This is a genomic window from Aeromicrobium sp. REDSEA-S38_B2, assembly GCF_001628525.1.
GTDB classification, from domain to species: domain Bacteria; phylum Actinomycetota; class Actinomycetes; order Propionibacteriales; family Nocardioidaceae; genus Aeromicrobium; species Aeromicrobium erythreum.
Genome location: NZ_LUNH01000028.1, coordinates 1 through 20,448, shown reverse-complemented (window position 1 = coordinate 20,448; position 20,448 = coordinate 1). Strand labels below are relative to the sequence as shown.

At 65.8% G+C, this 20,448-nt stretch carries 27 protein-coding genes; 17 read left to right on the top strand and 10 right to left on the bottom strand.

The features are described from left to right. Nucleotides 1–57 precede the first annotated feature (57 nt). The 3 genes from A6Q81_RS07340 to A6Q81_RS07330 are packed head-to-tail and all read right to left on the bottom strand — an operon-like array spanning nucleotide 58 to nucleotide 2,530. Entirely contained in the window at nucleotides 58–405 is a 348-nt protein-coding gene (locus A6Q81_RS07340) for a hypothetical protein (RefSeq protein WP_286690031.1), read from the bottom strand. Beyond that, entirely contained in the window at nucleotides 402–1,595 is a 1,194-nt protein-coding gene (locus A6Q81_RS07335) for a site-specific integrase (protein ID WP_286690030.1), read from the bottom strand. The genes A6Q81_RS07340 and A6Q81_RS07335 overlap by 4 nt, the downstream gene beginning before the upstream one ends. Next, entirely contained in the window at nucleotides 1,592–2,530 is a 939-nt protein-coding gene (locus tag A6Q81_RS07330; protein ID WP_286690029.1) for a hypothetical protein, read from the bottom strand. The genes A6Q81_RS07335 and A6Q81_RS07330 overlap by 4 nt, the downstream gene beginning before the upstream one ends. Before the next feature lie 121 nt (nucleotides 2,531–2,651). Between A6Q81_RS07330 and A6Q81_RS07325 the strand changes: the two genes are divergently transcribed. From A6Q81_RS07325 to A6Q81_RS07295, 7 genes are all read left to right on the top strand, one after another. After that, the gene (locus A6Q81_RS07325; RefSeq protein WP_286690028.1) at nucleotides 2,652–2,819 is read left to right on the top strand and encodes a helix-turn-helix transcriptional regulator; all 168 of its coding nucleotides are present in this window, start codon (nucleotides 2,652–2,654) and stop codon (nucleotides 2,817–2,819) included. Next, a complete protein-coding gene (locus A6Q81_RS07320; protein ID WP_286690027.1) occupies nucleotides 2,816–3,115 on the top strand; it encodes a helix-turn-helix domain-containing protein in 300 nt (99 codons plus the stop codon). Before A6Q81_RS07325 ends, A6Q81_RS07320 begins: the two co-directional genes overlap by 4 nt. Then, entirely contained in the window at nucleotides 3,087–3,377 is a 291-nt protein-coding gene (locus A6Q81_RS07315; RefSeq protein WP_286690026.1) for a hypothetical protein, read from the top strand. Before A6Q81_RS07320 ends, A6Q81_RS07315 begins: the two co-directional genes overlap by 29 nt. Then, entirely contained in the window at nucleotides 3,374–3,721 is a 348-nt protein-coding gene (locus A6Q81_RS07310; RefSeq protein ID WP_286690025.1) for a hypothetical protein, read from the top strand. The genes A6Q81_RS07315 and A6Q81_RS07310 overlap by 4 nt, the downstream gene beginning before the upstream one ends. Then, a complete protein-coding gene (locus A6Q81_RS07305; RefSeq protein WP_286690024.1) occupies nucleotides 3,718–4,794 on the top strand; it encodes an AAA family ATPase in 1,077 nt (358 codons plus the stop codon). The genes A6Q81_RS07310 and A6Q81_RS07305 overlap by 4 nt, the downstream gene beginning before the upstream one ends. A gap of 285 nt (nucleotides 4,795–5,079) precedes the next feature. Beyond that, the gene (locus tag A6Q81_RS07300) at nucleotides 5,080–5,724 is read left to right on the top strand and encodes an HGGxSTG domain-containing protein (RefSeq protein ID WP_286690023.1); all 645 of its coding nucleotides are present in this window, start codon (nucleotides 5,080–5,082) and stop codon (nucleotides 5,722–5,724) included. A gap of 115 nt (nucleotides 5,725–5,839) precedes the next feature. Continuing rightward, a complete protein-coding gene (locus A6Q81_RS07295; RefSeq protein WP_286690022.1) occupies nucleotides 5,840–6,142 on the top strand; it encodes a hypothetical protein in 303 nt (100 codons plus the stop codon). A gap of 13 nt (nucleotides 6,143–6,155) precedes the next feature. On the opposite strand, the gene A6Q81_RS07290 is transcribed toward A6Q81_RS07295, so the two are convergent. Both A6Q81_RS07290 and A6Q81_RS07285 read right to left on the bottom strand, forming a co-directional pair. Continuing rightward, complete coding sequence (locus A6Q81_RS07290; RefSeq protein ID WP_286690021.1) at nucleotides 6,156–6,614, bottom strand: hypothetical protein; 459 nt, start codon at nucleotides 6,612–6,614, stop codon at nucleotides 6,156–6,158. Beyond that, nucleotides 6,611–7,054, bottom strand: coding sequence for a hypothetical protein (locus tag A6Q81_RS07285; protein WP_286690020.1), 444 nt, complete (start codon nucleotides 7,052–7,054; stop codon nucleotides 6,611–6,613). The genes A6Q81_RS07290 and A6Q81_RS07285 overlap by 4 nt, the downstream gene beginning before the upstream one ends. A gap of 144 nt (nucleotides 7,055–7,198) precedes the next feature. Here A6Q81_RS07285 and A6Q81_RS07280 point away from each other — a divergent pair, with 144 nt between their 5' ends. From A6Q81_RS07280 to A6Q81_RS07250, 7 genes are read left to right on the top strand one after another with little or no spacing between them, the layout of a single operon-like run. After that, nucleotides 7,199–7,447, top strand: a complete 249-nt coding sequence (locus A6Q81_RS07280; protein ID WP_286690019.1) for a hypothetical protein — start codon at nucleotides 7,199–7,201, stop codon at nucleotides 7,445–7,447. A gap of 19 nt (nucleotides 7,448–7,466) precedes the next feature. After that, nucleotides 7,467–7,907: a helix-turn-helix domain-containing protein gene (locus A6Q81_RS07275; RefSeq protein WP_286690018.1), complete on the top strand. Its 441-nt coding sequence runs from the start codon at nucleotides 7,467–7,469 to the stop codon at nucleotides 7,905–7,907. Beyond that, a complete protein-coding gene (locus tag A6Q81_RS07270) occupies nucleotides 7,885–8,355 on the top strand; it encodes a hypothetical protein (protein ID WP_286690017.1) in 471 nt (156 codons plus the stop codon). The genes A6Q81_RS07275 and A6Q81_RS07270 overlap by 23 nt, the downstream gene beginning before the upstream one ends. Next, complete coding sequence (locus tag A6Q81_RS07265; RefSeq protein WP_286690016.1) at nucleotides 8,352–9,065, top strand: hypothetical protein; 714 nt, start codon at nucleotides 8,352–8,354, stop codon at nucleotides 9,063–9,065. The genes A6Q81_RS07270 and A6Q81_RS07265 overlap by 4 nt, the downstream gene beginning before the upstream one ends. A 37-nt stretch (nucleotides 9,066–9,102) precedes the next feature. Continuing rightward, nucleotides 9,103–9,420 carry a hypothetical protein gene (locus tag A6Q81_RS07260; protein ID WP_286690015.1) on the top strand — a complete coding sequence of 106 codons (318 nt, stop codon included), beginning with the start codon at nucleotides 9,103–9,105 and terminating at the stop codon, nucleotides 9,418–9,420. Nucleotides 9,421–9,423: 3 nt separating this feature from the next. After that, nucleotides 9,424–9,792: an HK97-gp10 family putative phage morphogenesis protein gene (locus A6Q81_RS07255; RefSeq protein ID WP_286690014.1), complete on the top strand. Its 369-nt coding sequence runs from the start codon at nucleotides 9,424–9,426 to the stop codon at nucleotides 9,790–9,792. Beyond that, complete coding sequence (locus A6Q81_RS07250; protein WP_286690013.1) at nucleotides 9,789–12,902, top strand: phage tail tape measure protein; 3,114 nt, start codon at nucleotides 9,789–9,791, stop codon at nucleotides 12,900–12,902. Before A6Q81_RS07255 ends, A6Q81_RS07250 begins: the two co-directional genes overlap by 4 nt. A 108-nt stretch (nucleotides 12,903–13,010) precedes the next feature. On the opposite strand, the gene A6Q81_RS07245 is transcribed toward A6Q81_RS07250, so the two are convergent. Further along, the gene (locus tag A6Q81_RS07245; protein WP_286690012.1) at nucleotides 13,011–13,427 is read right to left on the bottom strand and encodes a hypothetical protein; all 417 of its coding nucleotides are present in this window, start codon (nucleotides 13,425–13,427) and stop codon (nucleotides 13,011–13,013) included. A 59-nt stretch (nucleotides 13,428–13,486) separates the two neighbouring features. On the opposite strand from A6Q81_RS07245, the gene A6Q81_RS07240 reads away from it, so the two are divergent. The 3 genes from A6Q81_RS07240 to A6Q81_RS07230 all read left to right on the top strand — a co-directional run bounded on the left by A6Q81_RS07240 (nucleotide 13,487) and on the right by A6Q81_RS07230 (nucleotide 16,224). Continuing rightward, a complete protein-coding gene (locus A6Q81_RS07240; RefSeq protein WP_286690011.1) occupies nucleotides 13,487–14,188 on the top strand; it encodes a hypothetical protein in 702 nt (233 codons plus the stop codon). 409 nt (nucleotides 14,189–14,597) lie between these two features. After that, nucleotides 14,598–15,443 (top strand): TIGR04255 family protein, encoded by an 846-nt coding sequence (locus A6Q81_RS07235; RefSeq protein ID WP_286690010.1) that lies wholly within the window; start codon nucleotides 14,598–14,600, stop codon nucleotides 15,441–15,443. 256 nt (nucleotides 15,444–15,699) lie between these two features. Beyond that, complete coding sequence (locus A6Q81_RS07230; RefSeq protein WP_286690009.1) at nucleotides 15,700–16,224, top strand: hypothetical protein; 525 nt, start codon at nucleotides 15,700–15,702, stop codon at nucleotides 16,222–16,224. A 532-nt stretch (nucleotides 16,225–16,756) separates the two neighbouring features. Here A6Q81_RS07230 and A6Q81_RS07225 read toward each other — a convergent pair. From A6Q81_RS07225 to A6Q81_RS07210, 4 genes are all read right to left on the bottom strand, one after another. Further along, nucleotides 16,757–17,026, bottom strand: a complete 270-nt coding sequence (locus tag A6Q81_RS07225; protein ID WP_286690008.1) for a hypothetical protein — start codon at nucleotides 17,024–17,026, stop codon at nucleotides 16,757–16,759. After that, on the bottom strand, nucleotides 17,023–17,271 hold the full coding sequence (locus tag A6Q81_RS07220) for a hypothetical protein (RefSeq protein WP_286690007.1): 249 nt from the start codon (nucleotides 17,269–17,271) through the stop codon (nucleotides 17,023–17,025). The genes A6Q81_RS07225 and A6Q81_RS07220 overlap by 4 nt, the downstream gene beginning before the upstream one ends. 128 nt (nucleotides 17,272–17,399) lie before the next feature. Continuing rightward, nucleotides 17,400–17,708: a helix-turn-helix domain-containing protein gene (locus A6Q81_RS07215; protein ID WP_286690006.1), complete on the bottom strand. Its 309-nt coding sequence runs from the start codon at nucleotides 17,706–17,708 to the stop codon at nucleotides 17,400–17,402. A 314-nt stretch (nucleotides 17,709–18,022) separates the two neighbouring features. Next, the gene (locus A6Q81_RS07210; protein ID WP_286690005.1) at nucleotides 18,023–19,462 is read right to left on the bottom strand and encodes a HEPN domain-containing protein; all 1,440 of its coding nucleotides are present in this window, start codon (nucleotides 19,460–19,462) and stop codon (nucleotides 18,023–18,025) included. Nucleotides 19,463–20,448: the final 986 nt, after the last annotated feature.

Below are 20,448 nucleotides of genomic sequence, written 5' to 3'. Positions count from 1 at the left end.
TCGTTTGTGATCCTGAGGCCGTGAAGGGCTCGGTGGTCACGAAGTGGTCACGCGGGCTCACAGATCGGGCCTTCCGAATCGGCGGTCGAACTCAGCACGGCCGCCCTGAGGGATGGCCGGGTAGAGCTCGCGCAGTCTCGCAATGTGTGAGTCGTCGAGCCGGTCGAAGACCTCGGGCCAGGACATGCCCGCAACCTTGAGGCCGGCGTCTTGGAAGACCTCGTACACCTTCAGGAACGCTTCGCCCTGTGGCTGACGCAACGAGAACGCCTCGAGGATGAGCGCATCGGCCGCCTCCTTCTCTTCGCGAGTCACCTCCGACAGCCCCTGCAGCGCGCTGGGATCGAGGGCCGTCCACGCCTTCACGATCGCGTCGACGACTTCGGCATGGATGTTGTCGCTCATGAGGGATCTCCTGTCAGAAGGGCCGCGACCCGCGCCGCCGCCACAGACTGCATCTCAAGGTCCACGTGGCTGTAGATGTCCAGCGTCACGCTGATGCTCGAGTGCCCCAGGCGCTCCTGGACGATCTTCGGGTGCACGCCAGCGTTGAGCGCGACCGTGGCATAGGTGTGGCGCAGGTCGTGCAGGCGGATCAGTGGAACGCCCGAGGCGAGGACGTCACGACGGAACTTGTCACTGAACACCTTCGGGTGGATCGGCCGACCGTCAGCGGCGGCGAACACCATGTCCTGGTCGTCGTACCCGATCCCAAGGGCGAGGCGCTCCTGGTTCTGCCGCGCGCGGTGGGCGCGCAGCGCGGCGATCGTGCCGTCGTCGAGCGCAAGCTGTCGCCGCCCCTTCGCGGTCTTCGGGCTGCTGAACTCGGCCGCAATGTCGCCCTTGCGCTGCGCGCCGGTGGAGACGTAGCTGCGGACGATTCGCAGGTGCCGCGCGTCGAGGTCGATGTCAGACCACTTCAGGCCGAGCGCCTCTCCGCGGCGCATGCCCGTGTAAAGCATCAACTGGTAGGCGCCATAGTTCCTGTCGTCCCTCACAAAGGCGAGGAACGTGCGTGCCTGCTCGGTCGTCCACGTCTTCATCTCGCGCGCGGCCGTCAGTGCCGGCGGGTCGGACCGGTCGACGGGGTTGTGACTGAGCGCGCCCCACTTCTGCGCATCGCGGAATGCGCGGTGCAGGATCATCGCGATGTAGCGGACCGATTTCACCGAGAGCTTGCGATGATCGTCGTCCCCGTCGAGGAGCAGCGAGTACAGCAGGTTCAGGGACTGGCCGTCGACCTTCTGCAGCTGCCGGGCACCGAGAAAGCGGCCGGCGACATGCAGACGGATGTTGCGAGCGTAGGAGTCGTACGTCGAGCTCTTGAGCGTGTGCCGCACTGACGGCAGCCACGTGGTCTGGAGGAACTCGGCGACGGTCTGCCGGCTCGGGGCGACGTATTCCGCGTGCTCGAGTGACGTGAGGACTCGCGTGAGCTCGGCCTGCGCGGCCTTCTTGGTCGCGAACCCGCGGCGGCGGGTCTGCTTGCGCTTCGGCTTGCCGGAAGGCAGGATCTCGTCGCTCTCGACGTCGACGATAAAGCCCCACGTTCCGTTGGCGGCTTGCTTCACGCTGCCGCGACGTCCGTCGCTCATGAGTCGTTCCTCTTCCTTGCTCGCTGAGCAGCTTTGCGCTGGCGTTCCTTTTCGCGACGGCAGTCCGCCGCTGTGCAGTAGACGAGGTCGCCGTCGCGTGGGCGACGGGGCAACTGGACCGGCGTCCCGCAGTTCACGCATTGGAAAATTGACCGACGCTCACCGTCCGTGCTCAAGCGACGGACGAGCTCCAAGGTGTACATCCCCCACGAGTCCTGAACCTTCATCACCAACTCAGGACGTCGTCGCTCCAGCCAAGAGACACCAGCTTGAACGCCGCACTGAGAAAGAAATCGCTCGGAGGCACGAGAGACCAGGTCTCTCGACCGGCCGGGCAGAGGCTTCCCGTCGCGCTGGATCTCCTCCAACGCAAGCCGTTGAACGATGTCACGACCGGGGTATCCCGGCACGCTCACACCCTCGACATGCCACGGTGCAATCACCCGACCGCGCCGAATGGTGTAGGCGAGGTCCAACACCGTTTCGAAGAAGGTGGCGAGACGTACAGCCTCTTCCACCCGGACTCCCGCGATCGGACTGCTTTTCGACGGCCCGCCCGCCAGGCAACTCCCTCCACGTCCGGGACCGCGGCCATCCTCGAGGGATGTCCGGTCCGGCACTCGATGCCACATCGGGAGGCCGTGATCCCGGCACAGTACCGACAGCCCGAATCGACGGACGTGCTCCACGAGATGGTCGGCCCGACCTTCGTTGAGGACAGCGAGCGCACGGAAATGATCGAACGCGTCGCCCACTGAGTGTCGAAGACGACGAGGCCGTGGCTCGAAGTCGCCGTCGTCCTCGAAGACGTCGCTCGGCAGGACCGACTCGGCTTCTCCGCTGAACAGCACCCATGCCCCGTCGGCTGAGAGCTCGGCCGACGGATAGCGCCAGACCGCCCACTCCATCGTGGTCAGAACGAGCTGGTTCTGCATGTCCCACCCTTGTGTCCCTAGGTGTCCCTGGCTGATTGCTTGAACTCTCTCACCGCGAACTACAGGCTGTCAACAGGAACCACCAAGAGAGGCCGAGATGGCAGACAGCATGGCTACCTACATGACCGAAGACGAGGTCGCGGAGTACATCCGCACGCCCACAGAGACCCTGCGGTACTTCCGTCGGGTACGGAAGGGTCCGCGGTCGTTCAAGATCGGGCGCCGCGTCCTCTACGACCTCACGGACGTCGACGCATGGCTCCAACAGCAGAAGGCCGCGGCCTCGTGACCGCGCTGCCCGATCCGCGCAAGAGGCCGCTTCTCAAGGTCGCGGAGGTCGCCGCCTACCTGCCCGACGGAATCAGCGAGAAGGCCGTCCGCGCTGCCATCGACAACGGACAGATCAAGTCCGTCCGGGTTGGCCGCTACGTCCTCGTCCCCACCGTCGAGCTCTGGCGCATGGCCGGCATCGACCCCGCGCGAAGTGATGCCGCCCCCGCAGCAACGGAGACGGCATCTCAGACCACGTCCACCGGCGAGCAGAACGGAAGTCGAGATGAGCCTACGCCCCTCCACGCCGCCTGAACAGGACGACGAGCTCGCGCCCCTCCTCGCGATCTTCGACGCCCAGAAGCGCCTAACCCAGGCCGCGGAAGACCTCGCCGCAGCGCTCGACACCTGCGACATGTCCCGCGAGCAGTGGGATCGCGCTACCTGGGGCGCTTCCCGCGACGCCGCCCGACCCTTCTACACAAACTACCGACCGCGGCCCTCCCGGCCGCACGAGTTCGAGCCGCAGCCGCTGCGTCTCATCTACGGCGAGGGCGGCGGTGACCAGTCCGCATGACTACGACCCCCACCGCGCGCGAAGCCGCCAACTTCCTCGCCGACATCCTCTTCGATCACCCTTCCCGCATCGTTCAGGACGCCCTCGCCGGCGCCACAGCCGCCCACTGGCGGAACCGAGCGGACCGCCTCGACGCCGCCCGCCCGAAGCCCGGTGACTACTTCGGCGCCCGGTGGGGCCGACTCGACCACATCCCCGACGACCCACGCATTCTTGCGCTCGACCGCAGGCTCGCGACCCTGGCTGAAGTCTTCAGGATGCGCGCGTACGTCTGCGACGTGAACGAGATCAGCCCGACGCTCGTGGACGAGATCGCACGCCAGCTCGGAGCGGGGGCTGCGTGACCGCCAACGACTGGGACGCCGACGAATACATGCGCGCCGTCGAAGCCGGCGAGGTGACCATGCCCGGCTTCGAACGCACCTGGCAGCCCGTCGACCTCACCGACGTCCTCTCCGGCCGCTACGAGCGCCCCAAACCGTCGGTCGGTCGCCGCATGGATGGCATCGGCATCCTCTACCCCGGCAAGGTCCACACCCTTTCCAGCGAGTCCGAAGCCGGCAAGACCTGGTTCGCCCTCGAGCTCGCTGCCCAGGAGATCCGCGACGGCCGAGACGTCGTATACCTCGACTTCGAAGACGACGAGGGAGGCGTGGTCGGACGACTCCTCACCATGCAGGTCGCCCCTCAGGTGATCAACGACCACTTCCGCTACATCCGACCGACCACTCAGCTCGGCCACGCCATCAACGTCGACGACCTCCGCGGCGCCGTCACCAGCGCCACCACCTTCATCGTCGTTGACGGAGTCACCGAAGCCATGACCCTTCACGGCCTGAACCCGCTCGACAACGCCGACATCGCCGAGTTCGGACGGCTCCTGCCCCGCAGGCTCTCCGCCTGGGGCCCCGCTGTGCTCTGCCTCGACCACGTCACGAAGGACCGCGAGACCCGCGGCCGCTACGCCATCGGCGGCGTCCACAAGCTCAACGCCCTCGACGGCGCCGCGTTCCTCCTCGAGAACCGCACAGCCTTCGGCGAAGGCGTCACCGGCCGATCAACCATCCGCATCGCCAAGGACCGCCCCGGCGGCCTCCGCCGCCACGCCCTGCCCTCCAAGAGCGGCCTCCACTGGTTCGGAGACCTCGTCGTCGAGGTCCACAACGACACCTGGGCCGAGGTCTACATCGAAGCCGCACACGAGGGCGACCCCAACCGCCGACCTGTCGACGTCATGACACAGATCGTGCGCGCCATCGAAGAACACGGCCCTCTCTCTGCCAACAAGGTCCAGGCCCTTCTCGGAGGCAAGGCCGAGAAGAACCGCAAGGCCCTCGCCTACCTCCAGCTCGACGGCTACCTCAGCGAGGCCACACCACACGCGCTCCTCAAGCCCTACGGAGGCGGATCCGAATGACCAACTTCGACCCCTCGACCCCCACCTCGACCCCCCTCGACCCAGACAGGGAGTCGAGACCTCGACCCCTCGACCCGGCCTATAGGTCGAGGACGAGGGTCGACGTCCCTCGACCACCGGAATCGCAGCGACGCAGGAGCCAACCGATGAAATCCACCTCGACCCCCTACCGGACGACCAGCGCCCGACAGGCGCAACGCCAGAGCATCGACCTCATCCGAGCGCGAGCCCGTGAACGCCGACCACGACGACGAGCAGCGAAGCACCCGGCCGAAGGAGAAACCCATGACTGACCCCCGCGAGCCGTCGAGCAACCCCATGCGGTTCGGCGCTGACGAGGCACCCCATGCGTCGCGCTGCGAGGCGAAGACGCGGTCGGGTTCGCAGTGTGGGTCGTGGGCGATGCGTGGTCAGCGTCGTTGCCGGATGCATGGCGGCTCGAGTCCGCAGGCGCGGAAGGCTGGCGAGCGCCGGCTGGCGACTCGGGCAGCTGTGGCCGAGCTGAACGCTGTACTGGCTCACGAGGGCCTCAAGCCGATCGAGGACCCGTACAACGAGATGGCGTTGCTGGCGTCGGAGGCTCGCGCGTTCCAGGCGGCATGTGCGCAGCGGGTGAATGCGCTGAACGCGATCCGGTACGAAGCGTCAGGGGCAGGCACGGAGCAGACTCGCGCCGAGGTCGCCCTGTACGAGCGGTCCATGGATCGCGCGGGGAAGTTCTTGGACGTGCTGATGCGGTCCGGGTTCGAGGAGAGACGGGTGCGCGTCACCGAGGAGCAGGCGCGGCAGATGGCTTTGATTATCCAGGAGATCCTGGGTCGCCTCGGTCTGGATGCGCGGCAGGCGGCGCTGGTGCCTGTGGTCGCTCCCGAGGTGCTTCGCAAGTACTCGGGCCAGTCGGAACTGCGCGCGATCCAGGGCGGGGCATGAGTGCGCTTCGGCGTGACCACGCCGTGACCACTGGTCGGCTGACCTGCGGCGATGTCCGCCGAATGTGGCTTGGTGTCACACCGGAGGGTCGACGCGCGATGGCGTGTGGTGTGTCGTGACCGCCACGTCGCAGGTCGTCATTGCTCGCGCGCTCGGGTTGATCACGGCCGCTGTCGGAGCGAAGACCGGAGACGAGGCTGTGCAGGCAGTCCGTGCCGAGGCGGCCGACATGTCACCTGAGCTTGCTCGTCGTGCGGCGACCTACCTTGCCGTGCAGATCGTGTGGCGACGTATGCCGAAGCGGTCGCGGGCAGCGATGCGCGAGTGGGTCGCGCAGGAGTGGGTGCGGGTCATGCAGTCGCCCGTCGTCGTCCCGGCAGGGTCGATCCAGCGAGGCGGTGTCGACGATGGCGCGTGAGCGTGCTGCCTCGTCACCGCTGTTCGGCGAGAGCCTTCGCCAATTGGTCGGTCCGTCCGCGGACCTCCATCGACAAGTTGCCGAACTCGTCCGTTCCGTCGTGCGGCGCATCTGCCCTGGGCGCCTCGGCGGCGAGAAGCAGAAGATCCTCACAGGCTTCCATCAAATCGATGATGTCTTGGCGGAGTCGAGGCGTCAGGAGCGCAAGTTCGTGGCCGGATCGACGAAGAGGGTCGAGCGCCGATGTGGTGGCGTCGAACCAGGAGCGAGCGGATTCGACATCGGTCCACTCGTTGCGGGAGCTGGCCTTGATGGTGACGATCAAGAACGCGTTGACGTCGGCGAGAAAGGAGGCCGCGATAGTGGAGCGTCGAGACCGGCGGGCTTGTCTGCCCCCCAACCACTGCACCCCGAAGCCGCCGAGCAGGGCAAGCACACCACCACCGAGCCCGGCCAGGAGCGTCTCGCTCATTGCATCGCCACGCCGGCTGCGGCGCCCGCGACGGAGACGAGCAGGTCCCGGCCGAGGCTGCCCAGGGCGTCGAGCGCCTTGCGCGCCTTGGCCTTCTCGACTGGGTCGGAGCCGTGTTCGGCGAGGTCCTCGAGGATTGCTAGGAGTCGATCGGCGACGGAGTCGGCTGAGGGCCACGCCTCGGCGAGCTGTTGGGCGCCGCCGCTGACCGCGACGACCCGACCTGCGTGGACTGGGCTGACCAGTCGCGTCTCGACAAGACCTGCATCTTCCAGCCGGCGTAGAGCGGCGAGCACGTCATCTGAGGGCAGGTCTGTGTCCTGCATGATCTCGAGGATCTGGACACCGGTGTCTGACCGGTCGGCGTTGATCAGCCCTACAACGGACTGCAGCACTGGCTTGTGCAGCGTCTCCCAGATCGTGGGCGCGGGCTGGTTCATGACGGCTCCTGAGGTGGTGTCGGGATGTTGAGGCTACGTCTGAGGTCCGACGTTCGGGCTCGCTTGGCGAAGTTGGTCCGGTGGATGGGTGATCGTCTGGATCCTCCAATGCGAGCGGCACCTGGTCTGGAGGATCCGTTGCAGGTGGCGTTGCGGATGGTGATCGCCGCGACTCGCGGTGATGACCCTGGCTCAGCGATCCAGGCTGCGTACGAGGTGCTCGAGCGGACGAGTGTCGATGTTGCGGTCCGCGCGTCTTTGCACCTTGCGGTGATCGCGGCGCTGTCGGGGGGTTCATCGCGTGACGGGTTCCGGGAGTCGGCTTCGCGACTGCTCACCAACGAAGTGTTCGCCAAGCTCGTAGCTTCGGTGGAGGTGAGCGAGGGTGCGTGAGGCTACGAGGTACGCCGCGGTGCCTCCCTACGTCGCGAACTGGCTTCTCGGGAAGGTGCCGCCGCAGGTGTGGCGAGAGGCGATCGTCGCTGCGCAGGTGAATGCGCCGCCGGGGTTGTCGCGGGACCTTGAACGCGCCAGGGATCAGCTTCAGGCGTCGGCGGATCAGTGGATGTCGATGCTGCAGCAGCGGGGCGGTTTCCCGAAGGAAACTCCGGGCGCGCAACAGGTCGATCACGAGGGAAAGTCGGAGTGTCCCTCCTCGGATCCTGCGGGCTCGCTGTCGAGTTCGGAGGCCGCCGACCTCCTGGGGGTCACGCGGCAGTACATCGGGCAGCTGGTCAACCGCGGGGCCCTCAGGGGGCAACGGGTCGGGGGACGGTGGCTGATCGACGCGGCGTCGGTCGTTGAGCTGAAGCACACAAAGGAGCAAGCGGATGGGGAAGGTCTCGGAAGCTGAGGTCGATCGCGCGATCGCGCACATGGTCGGCCGCGAGAGTCCGGCGGTTGCGGCCCCTGCGGCGGGGGCGACCGCGGACTTCCGTCGTGTCGGTCTGAGCGAAGCGGACGCTGCGAAGGCAGCGAGTGGCCTGGAGCGAGGCGTGTACTCCTCGTTCGCGGAGGCTGCGTCGCTGACGTCGGCTTTCTCGACGACTTCCGGGGCGCTGGACCACGAGCTGGTCGAGAGCGTGGGCCGTGCCCGCCGTGTCTCCGACGACGTCTCTCGCCACATCCATGAGGCACTGCAGGGCAAGTCCGCTGCGCAGGCGCAGTCGCTGCTGAGCAGGATCGAGGCGGCCCTGCTCGGCCAATCGCCAGGTGGCGAAGCCGCTGTGGTGCCCGCGGAGAAGCGCGCCGAGGTGGCCGAGTCGTTCAAGACGCTGCGTCAGTTGGTGGATGGACGATGAGCGTCGAGCGCGAGGCGCTCCTCAGCGGGGTCCAGCGGTGGCTCGCCGCCGAGCGCGAATGGGCGTCGAAGGTTCGCGAGGCAGAGGCTGAGGCCGACGATCTGAGCCGGTCGATGGGTGGTGACGTACTCGACGCACCCGAGCGGGCCACTGAGCTTGCCACGAAGCTCGCTGCCGCTCGCGCATCCCGTGAAGTCGCCGAGGCATCCCGACTGGCGGTCGCCCCTCGGCTCGTTGCCGCGCGGATCGCGGTGCTCGAACATGACGCAGCCGCGTACGAGGCCGAAGCCTCCGCGATCCGTGTCGAGCTGGAAGCGCACCAGTCCAAGACCACGCGCCTGCTGGCGCAGCTGCGACGGCACGAGGGCGAGTTCGTCTCGGTCGAGCAACACATCAGCACGATCCAGGACATCGCGTCGTCCACAGAATCTCTGTTCCTCGACTCGCGCTACTCCGTCCAGAAGCGGTCGAAGTCGTCCATGATCATCGAGCGCCTCCAACGCACCGATCTGCGCGCCCGGGTGCTGAGGATGCTCATTGCGGGCGACGACCCTCGACCGGAAGTCTCCGCTGTCGCATCCATGGTTGACGGGAAGGTCTTCGGAGTACCTGCGAGCGAGTTCTGGCCCCCGGCGGTGGCCGGCGATGCCGCGATCTGGACAGTCGGCGAAGCGGTAACGCGGCGCCCTGACCTAGTAGCAGTCTCATGACGTCGCCCAGGCCCGCCGCTCGAGGGCGGAGCGCGCGATGAACGACCTCAACGACACCTCGACCTCCGACCTCGAGGGGAGACCCGCGCGCGTGGTGGGTCTGACGCGTGTGTCAATAGAGCGCGCGACCGAGATGCTTCTCGCTCTCGCGGATGGCGCGGAGGGAACTCGGTCGCTGGGTGCCCCGCTCGAGAAAGCGATCAGCGACGACAGCAGCCTCGACCTGGCCTACGTGCTCGCAGGCATGGCTTCCGTCGCGGTCCGAGAACTCGCTTCGGCTGTCGGTCAAACGGAGGCCACGGTCGTGGGGGTTCTGCGGGCGCGTCTTCTCTTCGTTTACGCGAGGGAGGGCTGAGCAATGGCGTCGGTGAACGTGGACACCTCCGACCTCGACCGGCTGGCGGTCGAGCTCGCAGTCCTGGTCCCTGCGGCCGCGCGAGCGCGGGTTCGTGTCGCCGTGCAGAAGACCTCCGATGACATCAAGCGCGACGCGCAGGCGCTTGCACCGGTCGACACCGGCAACCTGCGGTCGTCAATCCATCGCTTGACGATTGACCGAGCTTGGGCAGTCACCTGTCGGGTCCGCGCGGACGCGGACTACGGCGTTTACGTCGAGTACGGAACCTCCACCCAGGCTCCGCAGCCCTTCATGGGGCCGGCGTTCGACCGCCACGTCGGTCCGTTTGCCGATGCAGTGGCCCAGTCCGCTGGGGAGTGGTGGTCATGAGCGATCGCAAGGTGACCGTGCTCGTCACGGCAGACATGTCGCAGTACCGGACGGCGATGCAGCAAGCCTCGCGCGACACCGCAGCTCTCGGTGTCCAAGGACAGAGGTCCGGCGGACAGGTCTCCAGTGCTCTCAAGATCGCAGCCGGGTCGGTCGCGACGGTCGGCATCGCGAAGCTCGTCAAGGACTCGGTGCAGCTGGAGGCCGCGTACTCGCGGACCATGCGTCAGGTCGCGCAGCAGACGAAGGCGCCCAAGGCTGCGATGGCCGAACTGGACGACCTGGCGATGAAGCTCGGCGCCGACACGGTGTTCTCCGCTCAGGAGTCCGCGTCGGCGATGCTCGAGCTTGCGAAGGGTGGCCTGTCGCCGGCGCAGATCCAGGCTGGCGCGTTGAAGAACTCGCTCACCCTGGCGGCGGCGGGTAGCCTGGACCTGGACGTGGCGGCGAACTCGGTCGTCAACACGATGGGCGCGTTCCGGTTGGAGGCGTCGCAGACCGACGAGGCGGTGTCGGCTCTCGCGGGCGCCGCGAACGCCTCGAGCGCGGACGTCTCGGACATCACGCAGGCGCTCGCTCAGGCCGGCACGGAGGCCAACTCGGCGAGCCTGTCGGTGCAGGAGACCACGGGCATCCTGGCGGCTTTCTGGAACGCGGGCATCCAGGGTTCGGACGCGGGCACGTCGCTGCGGACCATGTTGACGCGTCTGGTGCCGCAGACGAAGGAACAGGCTCAGGCGATGGCCGAGCTGGGGCTGACGTTCACCGACAGCAACGGCGAGTTCGTGTCCGCGACGCAGATCGCCGAGCGGCTCCAGCGCACCTTCGGCGGCATGTCCGCGAAGGAGCGGACGGCCGCGTTGACGACCATCTTCGGTGCTGATGCCCGCCGCGCGGCGAACGTCCTCATCCAGGAGGGCGCTGAAGGGCTTGAGGGCTACATTCGGCAGACGTCGGACCTGGGCGCGGCGCAGCGTCTCGCGGATGCGTCGATGTCGGGCACTTCGGGAGCGCTGGAGAATCTGTCCGGGCAGATCGAGACCGCGAAGATCCAGTTCGGCAAGGGTCTGGCGCCCGCGATCGTCGAGGTCGCGGACCGGCTCTCGGACTTGGCCGCCGACGGAGACTTCGAGGAATGGGGACGCAAGGCCGGGGACGCAGCGGTCTGGCTCGTCGACACGCTCGGACCGGCCGCGGAGTCCACACTGCCCGCTGTCGCCACGACGATGGGCATCGCAGCCGACGCAGCTGAAGCACTCGCCCCAGCCGTGAAAGCCGTCGCCGACGCCTTCAACGCGATGCCGGAGTGGGCTCAGACCGCCCTCGTGACCGGGGCGTTCGCGCGCTACGCCGTACCGAAGGTCCTGCCGGGAGCTGCCGGCGCCGCGGCTGCCGGAGCCGGCGCCAGCGCCGCCGGGTCGGCCGCAGGAGGCGCAGCGCGAGGGACCGCACTGGGTGCCGTCTCCAAGACCGCACTGGGCCGGTCCGCCGGGGTGATCGGCATCGCCGGGATCCTGGGCGAGATCTACAACGACAAGCTCCTCGAGTCCCTGCCGAAGCGGTACGAGGATCTGCGCCAGTCGGCGATGACGGCGAACGAGAAGCAACGCGAGACGCTCGAACTCCGCAACCAGATCTTCGGCGAGGACCTCGGCGGTGGTGGAGGCACCCGTGGAGCGCTGTGGCAGTTCGAGGACCTTGGCGAACGGACCAGGCTCGCCTCCGCTGGCCTGGGGAAGTACGCCGACGAACTGATCAAGCTGCCGGCCGAAGTCACGACCAGGATCGCCACGCCGGGCGCCGTGAAGTCGATCGAGGACGTGGTCGCCCTGTCGCGGCAGTACGGTCTGACGCCCGAAGAGGTCGAGACGATCATGCGGGCGAAGGACTTCGCCACACGCGACATCCAAGAGGCCATCGGCTACCTCTACTCCGTCGACGGCGACTCGGCCACGCTCAAGGTCGACGCGAACACGCAAGCCGCGCGGCAGGCCGTAGGAGGGCTGCTGTCCTTCGCGAACAGCCTGCCTGGGATCAGCATCCCCATCCAGCCGGCTGCAGCCACCGGCGGAGTCGTGCCGCAGGGTTTCGCATCCGGTGGAGTGGTGCCCGGTCGGCCCCCGTCGAACCCGATGCTGGACAACGTCATCGCTCGTGGCCCCGCGGGGAAGACGCTCATGGTGCGTTCTGGTGAGTGGATCATCAACGAGCGGTCCTCGCGCGAGAACGACGAGTGGCTGGCCGCGATCAACGCTGGCCTGAACCTGTCGGACCTGCTGGGCGACGTCCCCGGGTTCGCGTCGGGTGGACAGGTCGACGCGGTCTCCTCCCTCGAGCTGACCCGGCTGCGGATCCGCATGCGGGACCTGCAGCGGTCGTTGAACGAGCGGGAGAAGTACGGCGAGAAGCCGAAGGGCAAGGACACCCGCCCGACGCGGTACGTGCTGCGTGGCCTGGATCGGGTGGAGGCGCGGCAGGATCTGATCGAGACCCGCCGCGAGTACGCGGGCACGCTGCGCGCGTCGCGGGATGCCCGTCGCCGGGGCATGAGCCCCGATCAGTACAACGAGTACCGCGACAACCGCGCCGAGCAGCGCCGTCAGCTGCGCGAGGACCGCCGCCAGGCGACCGACTCGTTCATCAGTAGCAACACGTCGATCGAGGGGCTGTCTACGCCTGAGCAGGTGGAGCGGGCGTTGGACCGGTCGATCGCGGACATGGCGACGCTGACGAGTCTGCTGTTCCAGTTGAAGAAGCATGGCGCGGCTCCGTGGCTGCTGCAGCAGCTGCAGGCGGCGGGTCCGTCGAAGTCGGCGATCAAGCTGGCCCGGCATTACTTGTCCGACGCGAACGCGTTGCGGCGTGTGAACGCTCAGGTCCCGACCCTGCAGGGGGTGGCTGGCGCCTACGGCCAGTTGACGACGGATCCGGCGTGGATGGCTGCTCGGGGTTGGTCGGGGAATCTGTCGGCTGCGCAGCGTCAGCAGGTCACGAAGCTCGAGCAGACGGTCACGATGAAGTTCGACGAGACGTCCCTGGCTCGCGAGGTCGCCCGCCTGGTCCAGCACAACCTGGATGCCGGTCAGCAGAGGGTGGGGGTGCTCGGATGACGGCCTACGGTCTGGGGCACTACGGCATCGGCCTCTACGGGATCGCGGTTCGTGAGCGATTCAACGACAGCAACCGAAGGGCGGGTCGCGGATGAGCACGGTTCGCGCTCAGTCGTCGATAACGCCGACGCCTTCATCACCGAGCGCTTCGATGAAGAGTCGAGCTAGGTGGCGCCAGTCGGCTTCAATCGCCCGCTCATCTGAGTGAATCTCCACGGCATCCTGAAGCGTGATGCCTTCCATGGGCGAGTAGGCGATCCACCAACCGCGCTGCGAGCCGTCCCAGGCCGCGAACGCCATCTGCCTGTTGGCGGACTTGCTGAGTCCACCCCAGATGAAGTCGCCGGGAAAAGGACCCGAGATTCCTCGAAAGTTGTTGGCTTTGGGCCATGCGCTCCAGGCACGGTTGAAGGCGAATGCGAACTTCATCTTGTCGGACGACACTGCGTCGACGCCCTCGAGCAGCACCCCGAGAGCGAGCCCGATGACGACGTGCTTCCGCTGAGCGTCGCGAGATGGGGGCATGAGTCGATCGTAGGGTTCGGACCCGACAATTCGTCAGATCTTCGCTTTAGCCTGGACCAGTGAGCCAGTATCCGTGTGCAATCACCCCTGGCGCCGAGGACAAGTCCGGCGCGGTGCGTCTTGGGGTCCGATGGATCCTGCGGCAACAGCGAGAACTCGGTGGGGAGATCTTGCTCGACGTTCCGAACGCCTATGTGTTGAGCGAATGGCAGGGGGTCTCCGCTCTAGCGAAGATGCCGAATGTCAGAGTTTCGAAGCGTGGGCGCGGTTTCCCGAACGGACCGGTGCTGGCCGTGTGGCCCACGGCGAAGGCTTTCACAGAGCTCTTGTCCCACGATCACGACATCCGAGCGATGTGCCTGCTGCCCTGGCAAGCGCCCACGTCGCCATTGCCGTGGGTGACGGCATGGGCGAACGGATCCAAGGCGGAACTGCTGGGAGAGGCGTTCGTGCCGTCCGGAAACGTAGGCCTAGACAGGGCGGTCAGAGCTGGCTTGGAGAGTCTCGCTGGCAATTTAGGCGGGACGCTGGGCTACGGCATGGTGAAGTCCACCATCAAGATCCTGGCCGACGCGCGCCTTGCGATGCCGCCTGAGCAAGTGCGGGCCCACATGTTGGAGAAGGGATGCCGTCCAGAGGACGCAGCTGAGGCGTACAAGCTCTGCCAGCGCGTCGCCGCGGGAGTGAAGCTGCGGTGGCCCGAGGTCGGCCGAATGGACCCCGCGATACTTCGAGAGTGGTCGCAGCGGAATCGGACTTGACCAAGGTCCCGCCTGCGCCTCTGAGAGGAAGAGTCGGTGGGGCTCCGTAGGTTGCCCCCATGGCGCGCCAACGACTCAGCCCCGACCGGCATCTCGAGATCCGTCTGACGACGACCGCTCGCCGGCTAGCTCGCGAGGGTGCGAATCGGGCCGCGGCCGTTGCTGAGCTTCGCGAGATCGCCGCCGGGAGAGCTGACATCCTCTCTGAGGCGTGTGGGATGGCACTGGGCGGGTTCCTGGCTCAGCCAGGCATCTATCACCCGCAGGACCTGCACGCCCCGGCGCTACTGCTCGAAGCCGGCGCGGACTGGACGCTCGAGGCTGGGTTCGCTGGTCGGGCTCGGCGTGCAGTGGGCGGGCGCCACACGACTGCGCGCAGCGCGGTCCACTAGCCGGACACGCTCAGCGGATGGCGTGCGACGCGCGCATCATGGGTGTTGGTACGCTCGCAGTAAGCAGCATAGGAGGCGCCGCTCTGAACGCTCAGCACGACTGGGGAGACCTGGCCGCCCTTATGCCCGAGGGCGGGCGACGATACGCACGTGCGCCGATCGTTGAAGCATCCATCGCGATCGCGATCAGCGAGACACTGAGCGACGCGTCCGTGCTCGAGAGCGCTTTCACCGAGGGCTTCACTCGCGAACCAGCTTTCGACGTCTCCAATGAGTTTGAGGTCATCGGCGACCAGGTCATTGGGACGACGACCGGCGAGGTGAACGGTTACGTTTTTCGATCGGATGACTCAGCTGTGCGAATCGGCACGATGCGCGATGCATTCATCGGGTCGTCGTTCAGTACCTATGAGACGTGGGAGAAGTTTTCGAGCAACTTGGAAGCGTACTGGTCGCGCTACAAGGAGCTCGCCGAACCGCGGTTTGTCAGCGGGATTGCCGTCCGCTTTGTGAATCGCATTGACGTCCCAAGCGAGTCCATCGAGTTCAAGGACTACCTGCGGACTTCCGTGGATGTGTCTTCCTACCTTCCCCAGTCCGTCACTAGTTTGTTCATGCGAATCGACGTCCCGCTGCCCAAGCATGGGGCGGTGGTGGGTATAGTTTCTGCACTGGCGCCCCAGGCCTTGGATGGGCACACCTCCCTCCTGCTCGACATCGAGGCTCGCTCAAGCGTTGCGCTCGACGTCCGGGACCCTGAATTTGATGCAAACCTGCGTGGCAGACTGGAAACACTCCGGAATGCCAAGAACTATGTCTTCGAAGCAAGCATCACCGACGCAACACGGAGGTTGATCGAGTAATGGTGGCAGTAAACCCGCGGGTCGACCACGCTCAGCTCTCCATTCTTGCGTATTCGCAAGACGGATCGGCTCCCACCGCGCAGCGGCAGGTGGCCGGTCGCCGTGGTCTCGAGTTAGACGCATTCCGAGCTCGCCGGATCGCCGCTTCGCGCTTGTTCCAAGATCCTCGTTCGCAGCAGCCGCGCTTTGACTGCGAACCCGAAGTTGGCGTAAAGCACGTCAAGCTGGTGCCAATCACCGTCGACGACATTGATTGGTGACTGCGAACGGCCGGCTTGAATCGGCGGACTGGTGGTTTTCCCAGGGCGACATCTTTAGTTCAATGCCGCTGGTGGACACGGCGATCGGGCCGGGAGTGGGTCTGGCAGCCCTACCGCGCGGCTACGCGGTCCTGGTGACGCACGGGTGCGTGCTCGACAAGCAGAACGCACGTGGTGAGTCCCAGGCTGATCACATGACGTTTCTGCGGCTGATCGATGTGGCGAAGCAACCGCAAGAGCGCGCGGCGATGCTGCGCCGCATGGCTGACGATGTCCAGCCCTACCGCGTGATGTACCTCGGGGAGGTCGACGGCTTCGGAGAAGCTTTTGTGGACCTCGGGCAGCCCCTAACCCATGAGGTGTCGGTTTTCCAAGCTTTCCTCAGAGAGTTTCAAGGGGAGGAACGTCGGCTCACGGGTGCGACCAACTCTGATAGGTCTCAGCGTCTGACCTCCGAAGCTGTTGACCTTTTCCACCAGAAATGGGTCGCGCACTGGACGAGGCTCGCCGTCGAGGTCTAGCGCGGCTCGGTAAAGTTCTCCGGCGTCAGCCCGCCCTTAGGCATCTGAAGCTTGGTCCTGGTCTCGCCGGCTCGGTGCGCGTTCCAGGCGTAGATGACGAGAGCGAGGGCTTCGGTCTCGTTGACCCTGCCGCCGGAGACGCGCATCTTGATGACGCGGTTGCGTAGGACGGCGACGGGGGGAGTTGCTCGGGACGCCGTCTCCGTCTGTGATGCGGGCGAGGAAGGCGAGGAGCCGGTCGAACGGACCCCCCCGCCTCACCACCCCCTGACCTGCTAGTCGAGCCAGTCGTCTCCCCAGACAGACATCGGATGCAGTCCAAGCATCTTGATCGCGAGGGTGTCAGCAGTGCGGAAAGACAGATGCCCTCGGACGATGCCGCGGTTCAACTTCCGCTCCAGACGAACCCGGTCGAGGTCCGGCTCCCGCTCGAGACAGGCCCCGATGCCGCCTCGTGCCGCAATTCGCGCGACGAGAGGACCGACAGGGAGCTGCCCCCTTCCCGTTGCGGACGTCTCGGTCGCCTGGACGCTCATCGTGCGGCCCGCATGGCGACCCCGACCGCGTCCCGGATCGCATCGATGATCCGCTGCCCTTCTCCGGGTCGGAGCAGCACTGATCGTCCGTCGATGTCGAACTCAAGCTCCGCTGCTGCCCTCCGCTCGTGCTGCAAGAGCACTACCGCGAGCGACCCGCCCTCGAGCCCGTTCAGCACCGTTCGCATGCCCTCATGAGGCCTGTCGGCGAGAGTGACACCGTCGCCGTGCACGAGGCACCAGAACGGGCACGTCAACGCGCTCATGACGCTGTCCTGGCGTAGGCGCGGTCGAGGATCTTGAAGCGCTGCTCGAGGTCGGTCGTCGAGGCGACGAGCGCGGCCTCCTCTTCGGTCAGGTGCTCCTGGGCGGCGAGACGGTACTCGATGAACGCGAGCAGGGGCGTCGGCGGCTCACCGCTGCGGTCGCCGCGATGCCAGGCGAGCGCCGCCTTGAGCTCGTCGATCGTAAAGTCGGCGAAGGGGTCCGACGGCGTCGACGGCTTCCCCACCGTCGCATCGTCGTGCTGTCGGGTGTTACGGGTACGGTCCTTCATGGATCCGTCCTCCTTCTAGTCCAAGGTTGGTTGGGTCAAGGCCTCGCCGTTGTGCTGGAACACGCGGCGGGGCCGTCCTGCGTTTAGTGCTTCCCACCCCCGTTCCTGCGCCGCTTCTGGTCAGCGGTCCGGAAGACGGAGGCCTGCGAAGCGGACTGTCGCGTTTGTCGACGCAATTCGGTTGTCATGAAAGGCGCGCGCTCCGGTTCGCTGGACGGCGTGTTGGTGGCCTGCATGTAGCGGTCGAGGTCGGCGCGGAGGATCCACCAGGAGCGGCCGTGCTTGGCTGCGGGCAGGACGCCGTCGCGGCATCGCTTGCGGATGGTGAACGCGGACTCGCGTGTGATCGCTGCGGCTTCCTCGACCGTCAGTCGGACAGGCAGATCGGTCATCGAGGGCCTCCTGATGATGAGCCGGCGCCACCGGCAGGGGGTGGCGGGAGCTCGGAACCTATCCCAATCAGCGGGGCGGTCGGGGCGAGGCCTGGTCACGGATGCGGTCACCGACTGACAGCACTCGACGGACACCGAGGGGAACGAGGCTCCCGGTCGGGACGCACTCAGGACTGCAAGTCCGCACCGCAGGGAGCGAGGGGGCAAGGAGAGGACTGACCGCGTTCGGAGTTCGACCCCCACCGGGAGCACTGTGGTGTCCGATGGTCGGCGCTGCCATCCTTTGAATATTGCCGACGATACCCGCTCAGGACTCAAACGGTAGGCCGTATGGCTCGAGTGCGGGATGCAATGCTTGCGCCGAGTAATCGAAGGCATGTCTCCGTAGCGAAGCGCCTCAGCACTTCGACAAGTTCATGGAGCTCGTAAGGGTCGTAGGACCTGTTCGCGTGTGAATAGTCATTCCGAATAACGCGTATTGCGTCAGCCCAAGAGGTAGCAGATTTTTCGTCGAGTTTCGCTTGGATGATGTCAAGTGACCCGACTGCCTCACCAAGGCTACCTGTGCTCCCTTCGTCGATCCAATGAAGCGCTCGATCTAATCCCGAAGGTGGCTTGCGCGCGAGATTCTTCTTGAGAAACTTGCGCTCCGCTGTGGAGAGATACGTTAGCGGCGTTGAGTTCAAGAAGTCCTCACGTTTCAGCGTGAATTTGTCTTCCTCGGCAGCTGTCTTCGCTGCCTCTTCGCTCCGATGCGTGCCTTCCAGGGCCTGGATCAGTGTAAGGAACTGCGCTCTTGGGGTCTGGTCGGTCAAGCTTCCAACTTCGCGACCGAAAGAGTGAATGATGGGATGTCGCATCGCGTCAAGATCGTTCCACTTGCGAATGATTGCTAGGAGACTGTCGCCATCCGGTCCTAGCGCAAGAGCCGATTTGGTCTCCCTGACCTCCTTCTCTACTGAGGCATACGGGGCCTGTGTGACACCCTTCGCGAAAACCTCCCATTTTCCATCATTGCCGTCCTCATCTTCACCTACCGCCGTGACGTGCGTGATCGCTTGACGTTGCCCAATGGAAACAGCCGCCAGGCGATGGATCGGATCGATCCATAGCGCCGAGAATTCGAGGAAAGGCAGGGGCTCGTCGATGTCCAGCTGGAGAGTGGGGCTAAAGAGATGACGAGTTCCGTACAAGTCGGCAGAAGCTGCGCTAGAAGCATAATCGGCGATGAGAATGGCCGACTCGTCTTCCCAAGCGAGTCGCGCTGACGGACTGGGGGCTAGCTCGAAGGTGACGCGTTCCCCGTTGCGAGGTATCTGAATGGCGCGGTCGAGTGGGGCTGTCGCAGTGATCGATTCGAGGCCAGTCACCTGTGTTTTAATCTGGCAGATTCGCGCGGAAGAGTCAGCCGGGTAGCCCTGCCCAACTAGGACGGCCGACGCCGAGATATTGACGCGCTCCGGCGCCCAGACGCGCAGGCGGGCGTTCAAGAGTGTGGCTACCGCGCCGATCGCAAGTTCGCACTTCAGCGCCGGGTGATAAGTCGTTTGAGGAAGCGACGTCAGACCGCTAGCTGAGACTGAAGTCGGAACCTCTGGTCCGTAGCCGTGTCCAGTCGGAACCCGGCCGCCTTCGAGAGTGAGCGTTCCAGGGACTCGGGCTGGCGATTCGTCGGACACGCCGTTGGGGATGAGCCATGTGCAGGAATACTCCCCCTCTTCGAATCTTGGCTTCAACGCCGTCGCAGGATCCACGCCAACAGCCTGTCATCTAGATCCACTGGCGTCGCTCATTTAGCATAGAAAGCTCTCGCGAGGAATTCCCGCACGGGCAGACTCAAGAAGCCCTGGAAGAGTCGACGCGGTCGCTCATGGCAAGCGTCAGGACGATCGCGGCAGCGTCGGAATTGGGCAGTCTGGCCGGCGGGCGTCGTCACGCCTCCTGCAGGGGTTTCGTCGCGTACGCCAGGCAGGACGCCGCATGACACCCGCAAGGCCTTGCTGGAGCTGTTGTGGATCACCACATGCTCCGGGACATCCCGGCGAACGATTCTGCGTAGGCCTCGATCGCCACTCGCGCGCGGTCGGCGTCACCCCCCCGAAGAGTCCCGCCCGCAGAGGGCCCCACGAGGAACCTTCGACACGCAGCTCCTGCGCGATGTCCTCGACCGCGTTGCCTCGGCTGTGGGCGCCGCGCCAAGCGGATCGACCAAACCAGTGAGACCGACCGTAGTAGCGTCCGTCTTCGGCGGTGGCTCGACGAGTCAACACGATGTCCTGCGCGAGCACACCGAGTACGACCTCGGCGCGGTCCCATTCTTGGTCGTAAGTTTCATCGTCGGGAAGCAGATCTCGGAAGTGAGGCCGCAAGATGTGGTGCAGCCACTCCGCCGCGGGAGTGTGGTATTTGCCGACCTCCTTCTGGGCGAACTGGGTCATAGCATCTGCGAACCCCATCGCCTCCCGCGCCGAACGGGCTAGGACTTGGGCGGTCCACTCTCCGCTGCTGAAAGCCGCATAGGGATCGGTTGCTTCGAGCAAGGGCTCCATTTTTCCGTCGTACTTGCTGCGGACAGACTGCTCCACGACCAGTCGTCGGAGGTTGCTCCACTTGTCCGAAGTAGTCGCGGTCAAACCGACGGTGGTCTCAACCGGTAGTTGCAAGACGATGTGACTACTGGAGGTGGGTATGCCTGGTTCTCGTCTGGTCGAGGGTGAGCGGTGGGTGATCGAGCGTGGTT

Coding starts and splice junctions, on each gene's coding strand:
- A6Q81_RS07340 (WP_286690031.1), bottom strand. CDS start 405: ATGAGCGACAACATCCATGCCGAAGTCGTCGACGCGATCGTGAAGGCG.
- A6Q81_RS07335 (WP_286690030.1), bottom strand. CDS start 1,595: ATGAGCGACGGACGTCGCGGCAGCGTGAAGCAAGCCGCCAACGGAACG.
- A6Q81_RS07330 (WP_286690029.1), bottom strand. CDS start 2,530: ATGCAGAACCAGCTCGTTCTGACCACGATGGAGTGGGCGGTCTGGCGC.
- A6Q81_RS07325 (WP_286690028.1), top strand. CDS start 2,652: ATGACCGAAGACGAGGTCGCGGAGTACATCCGCACGCCCACAGAGACC.
- A6Q81_RS07315 (WP_286690026.1), top strand. CDS start 3,087: ATGAGCCTACGCCCCTCCACGCCGCCTGAACAGGACGACGAGCTCGCG.
- A6Q81_RS07310 (WP_286690025.1), top strand. CDS start 3,374: ATGACTACGACCCCCACCGCGCGCGAAGCCGCCAACTTCCTCGCCGAC.
- A6Q81_RS07300 (WP_286690023.1), top strand. CDS start 5,080: ATGACTGACCCCCGCGAGCCGTCGAGCAACCCCATGCGGTTCGGCGCT.
- A6Q81_RS07290 (WP_286690021.1), bottom strand. CDS start 6,614: ATGAGCGAGACGCTCCTGGCCGGGCTCGGTGGTGGTGTGCTTGCCCTG.
- A6Q81_RS07285 (WP_286690020.1), bottom strand. CDS start 7,054: ATGAACCAGCCCGCGCCCACGATCTGGGAGACGCTGCACAAGCCAGTG.
- A6Q81_RS07270 (WP_286690017.1), top strand. CDS start 7,885: ATGGGGAAGGTCTCGGAAGCTGAGGTCGATCGCGCGATCGCGCACATG.
- A6Q81_RS07265 (WP_286690016.1), top strand. CDS start 8,352: ATGAGCGTCGAGCGCGAGGCGCTCCTCAGCGGGGTCCAGCGGTGGCTC.
- A6Q81_RS07260 (WP_286690015.1), top strand. CDS start 9,103: ATGAACGACCTCAACGACACCTCGACCTCCGACCTCGAGGGGAGACCC.
- A6Q81_RS07255 (WP_286690014.1), top strand. CDS start 9,424: ATGGCGTCGGTGAACGTGGACACCTCCGACCTCGACCGGCTGGCGGTC.
- A6Q81_RS07250 (WP_286690013.1), top strand. CDS start 9,789: ATGAGCGATCGCAAGGTGACCGTGCTCGTCACGGCAGACATGTCGCAG.
- A6Q81_RS07245 (WP_286690012.1), bottom strand. CDS start 13,427: ATGCCCCCATCTCGCGACGCTCAGCGGAAGCACGTCGTCATCGGGCTC.
- A6Q81_RS07235 (WP_286690010.1), top strand. CDS start 14,598: ATGGCGTGCGACGCGCGCATCATGGGTGTTGGTACGCTCGCAGTAAGC.
- A6Q81_RS07225 (WP_286690008.1), bottom strand. CDS start 17,026: ATGAGCGCGTTGACGTGCCCGTTCTGGTGCCTCGTGCACGGCGACGGT.
- A6Q81_RS07215 (WP_286690006.1), bottom strand. CDS start 17,708: ATGACCGATCTGCCTGTCCGACTGACGGTCGAGGAAGCCGCAGCGATC.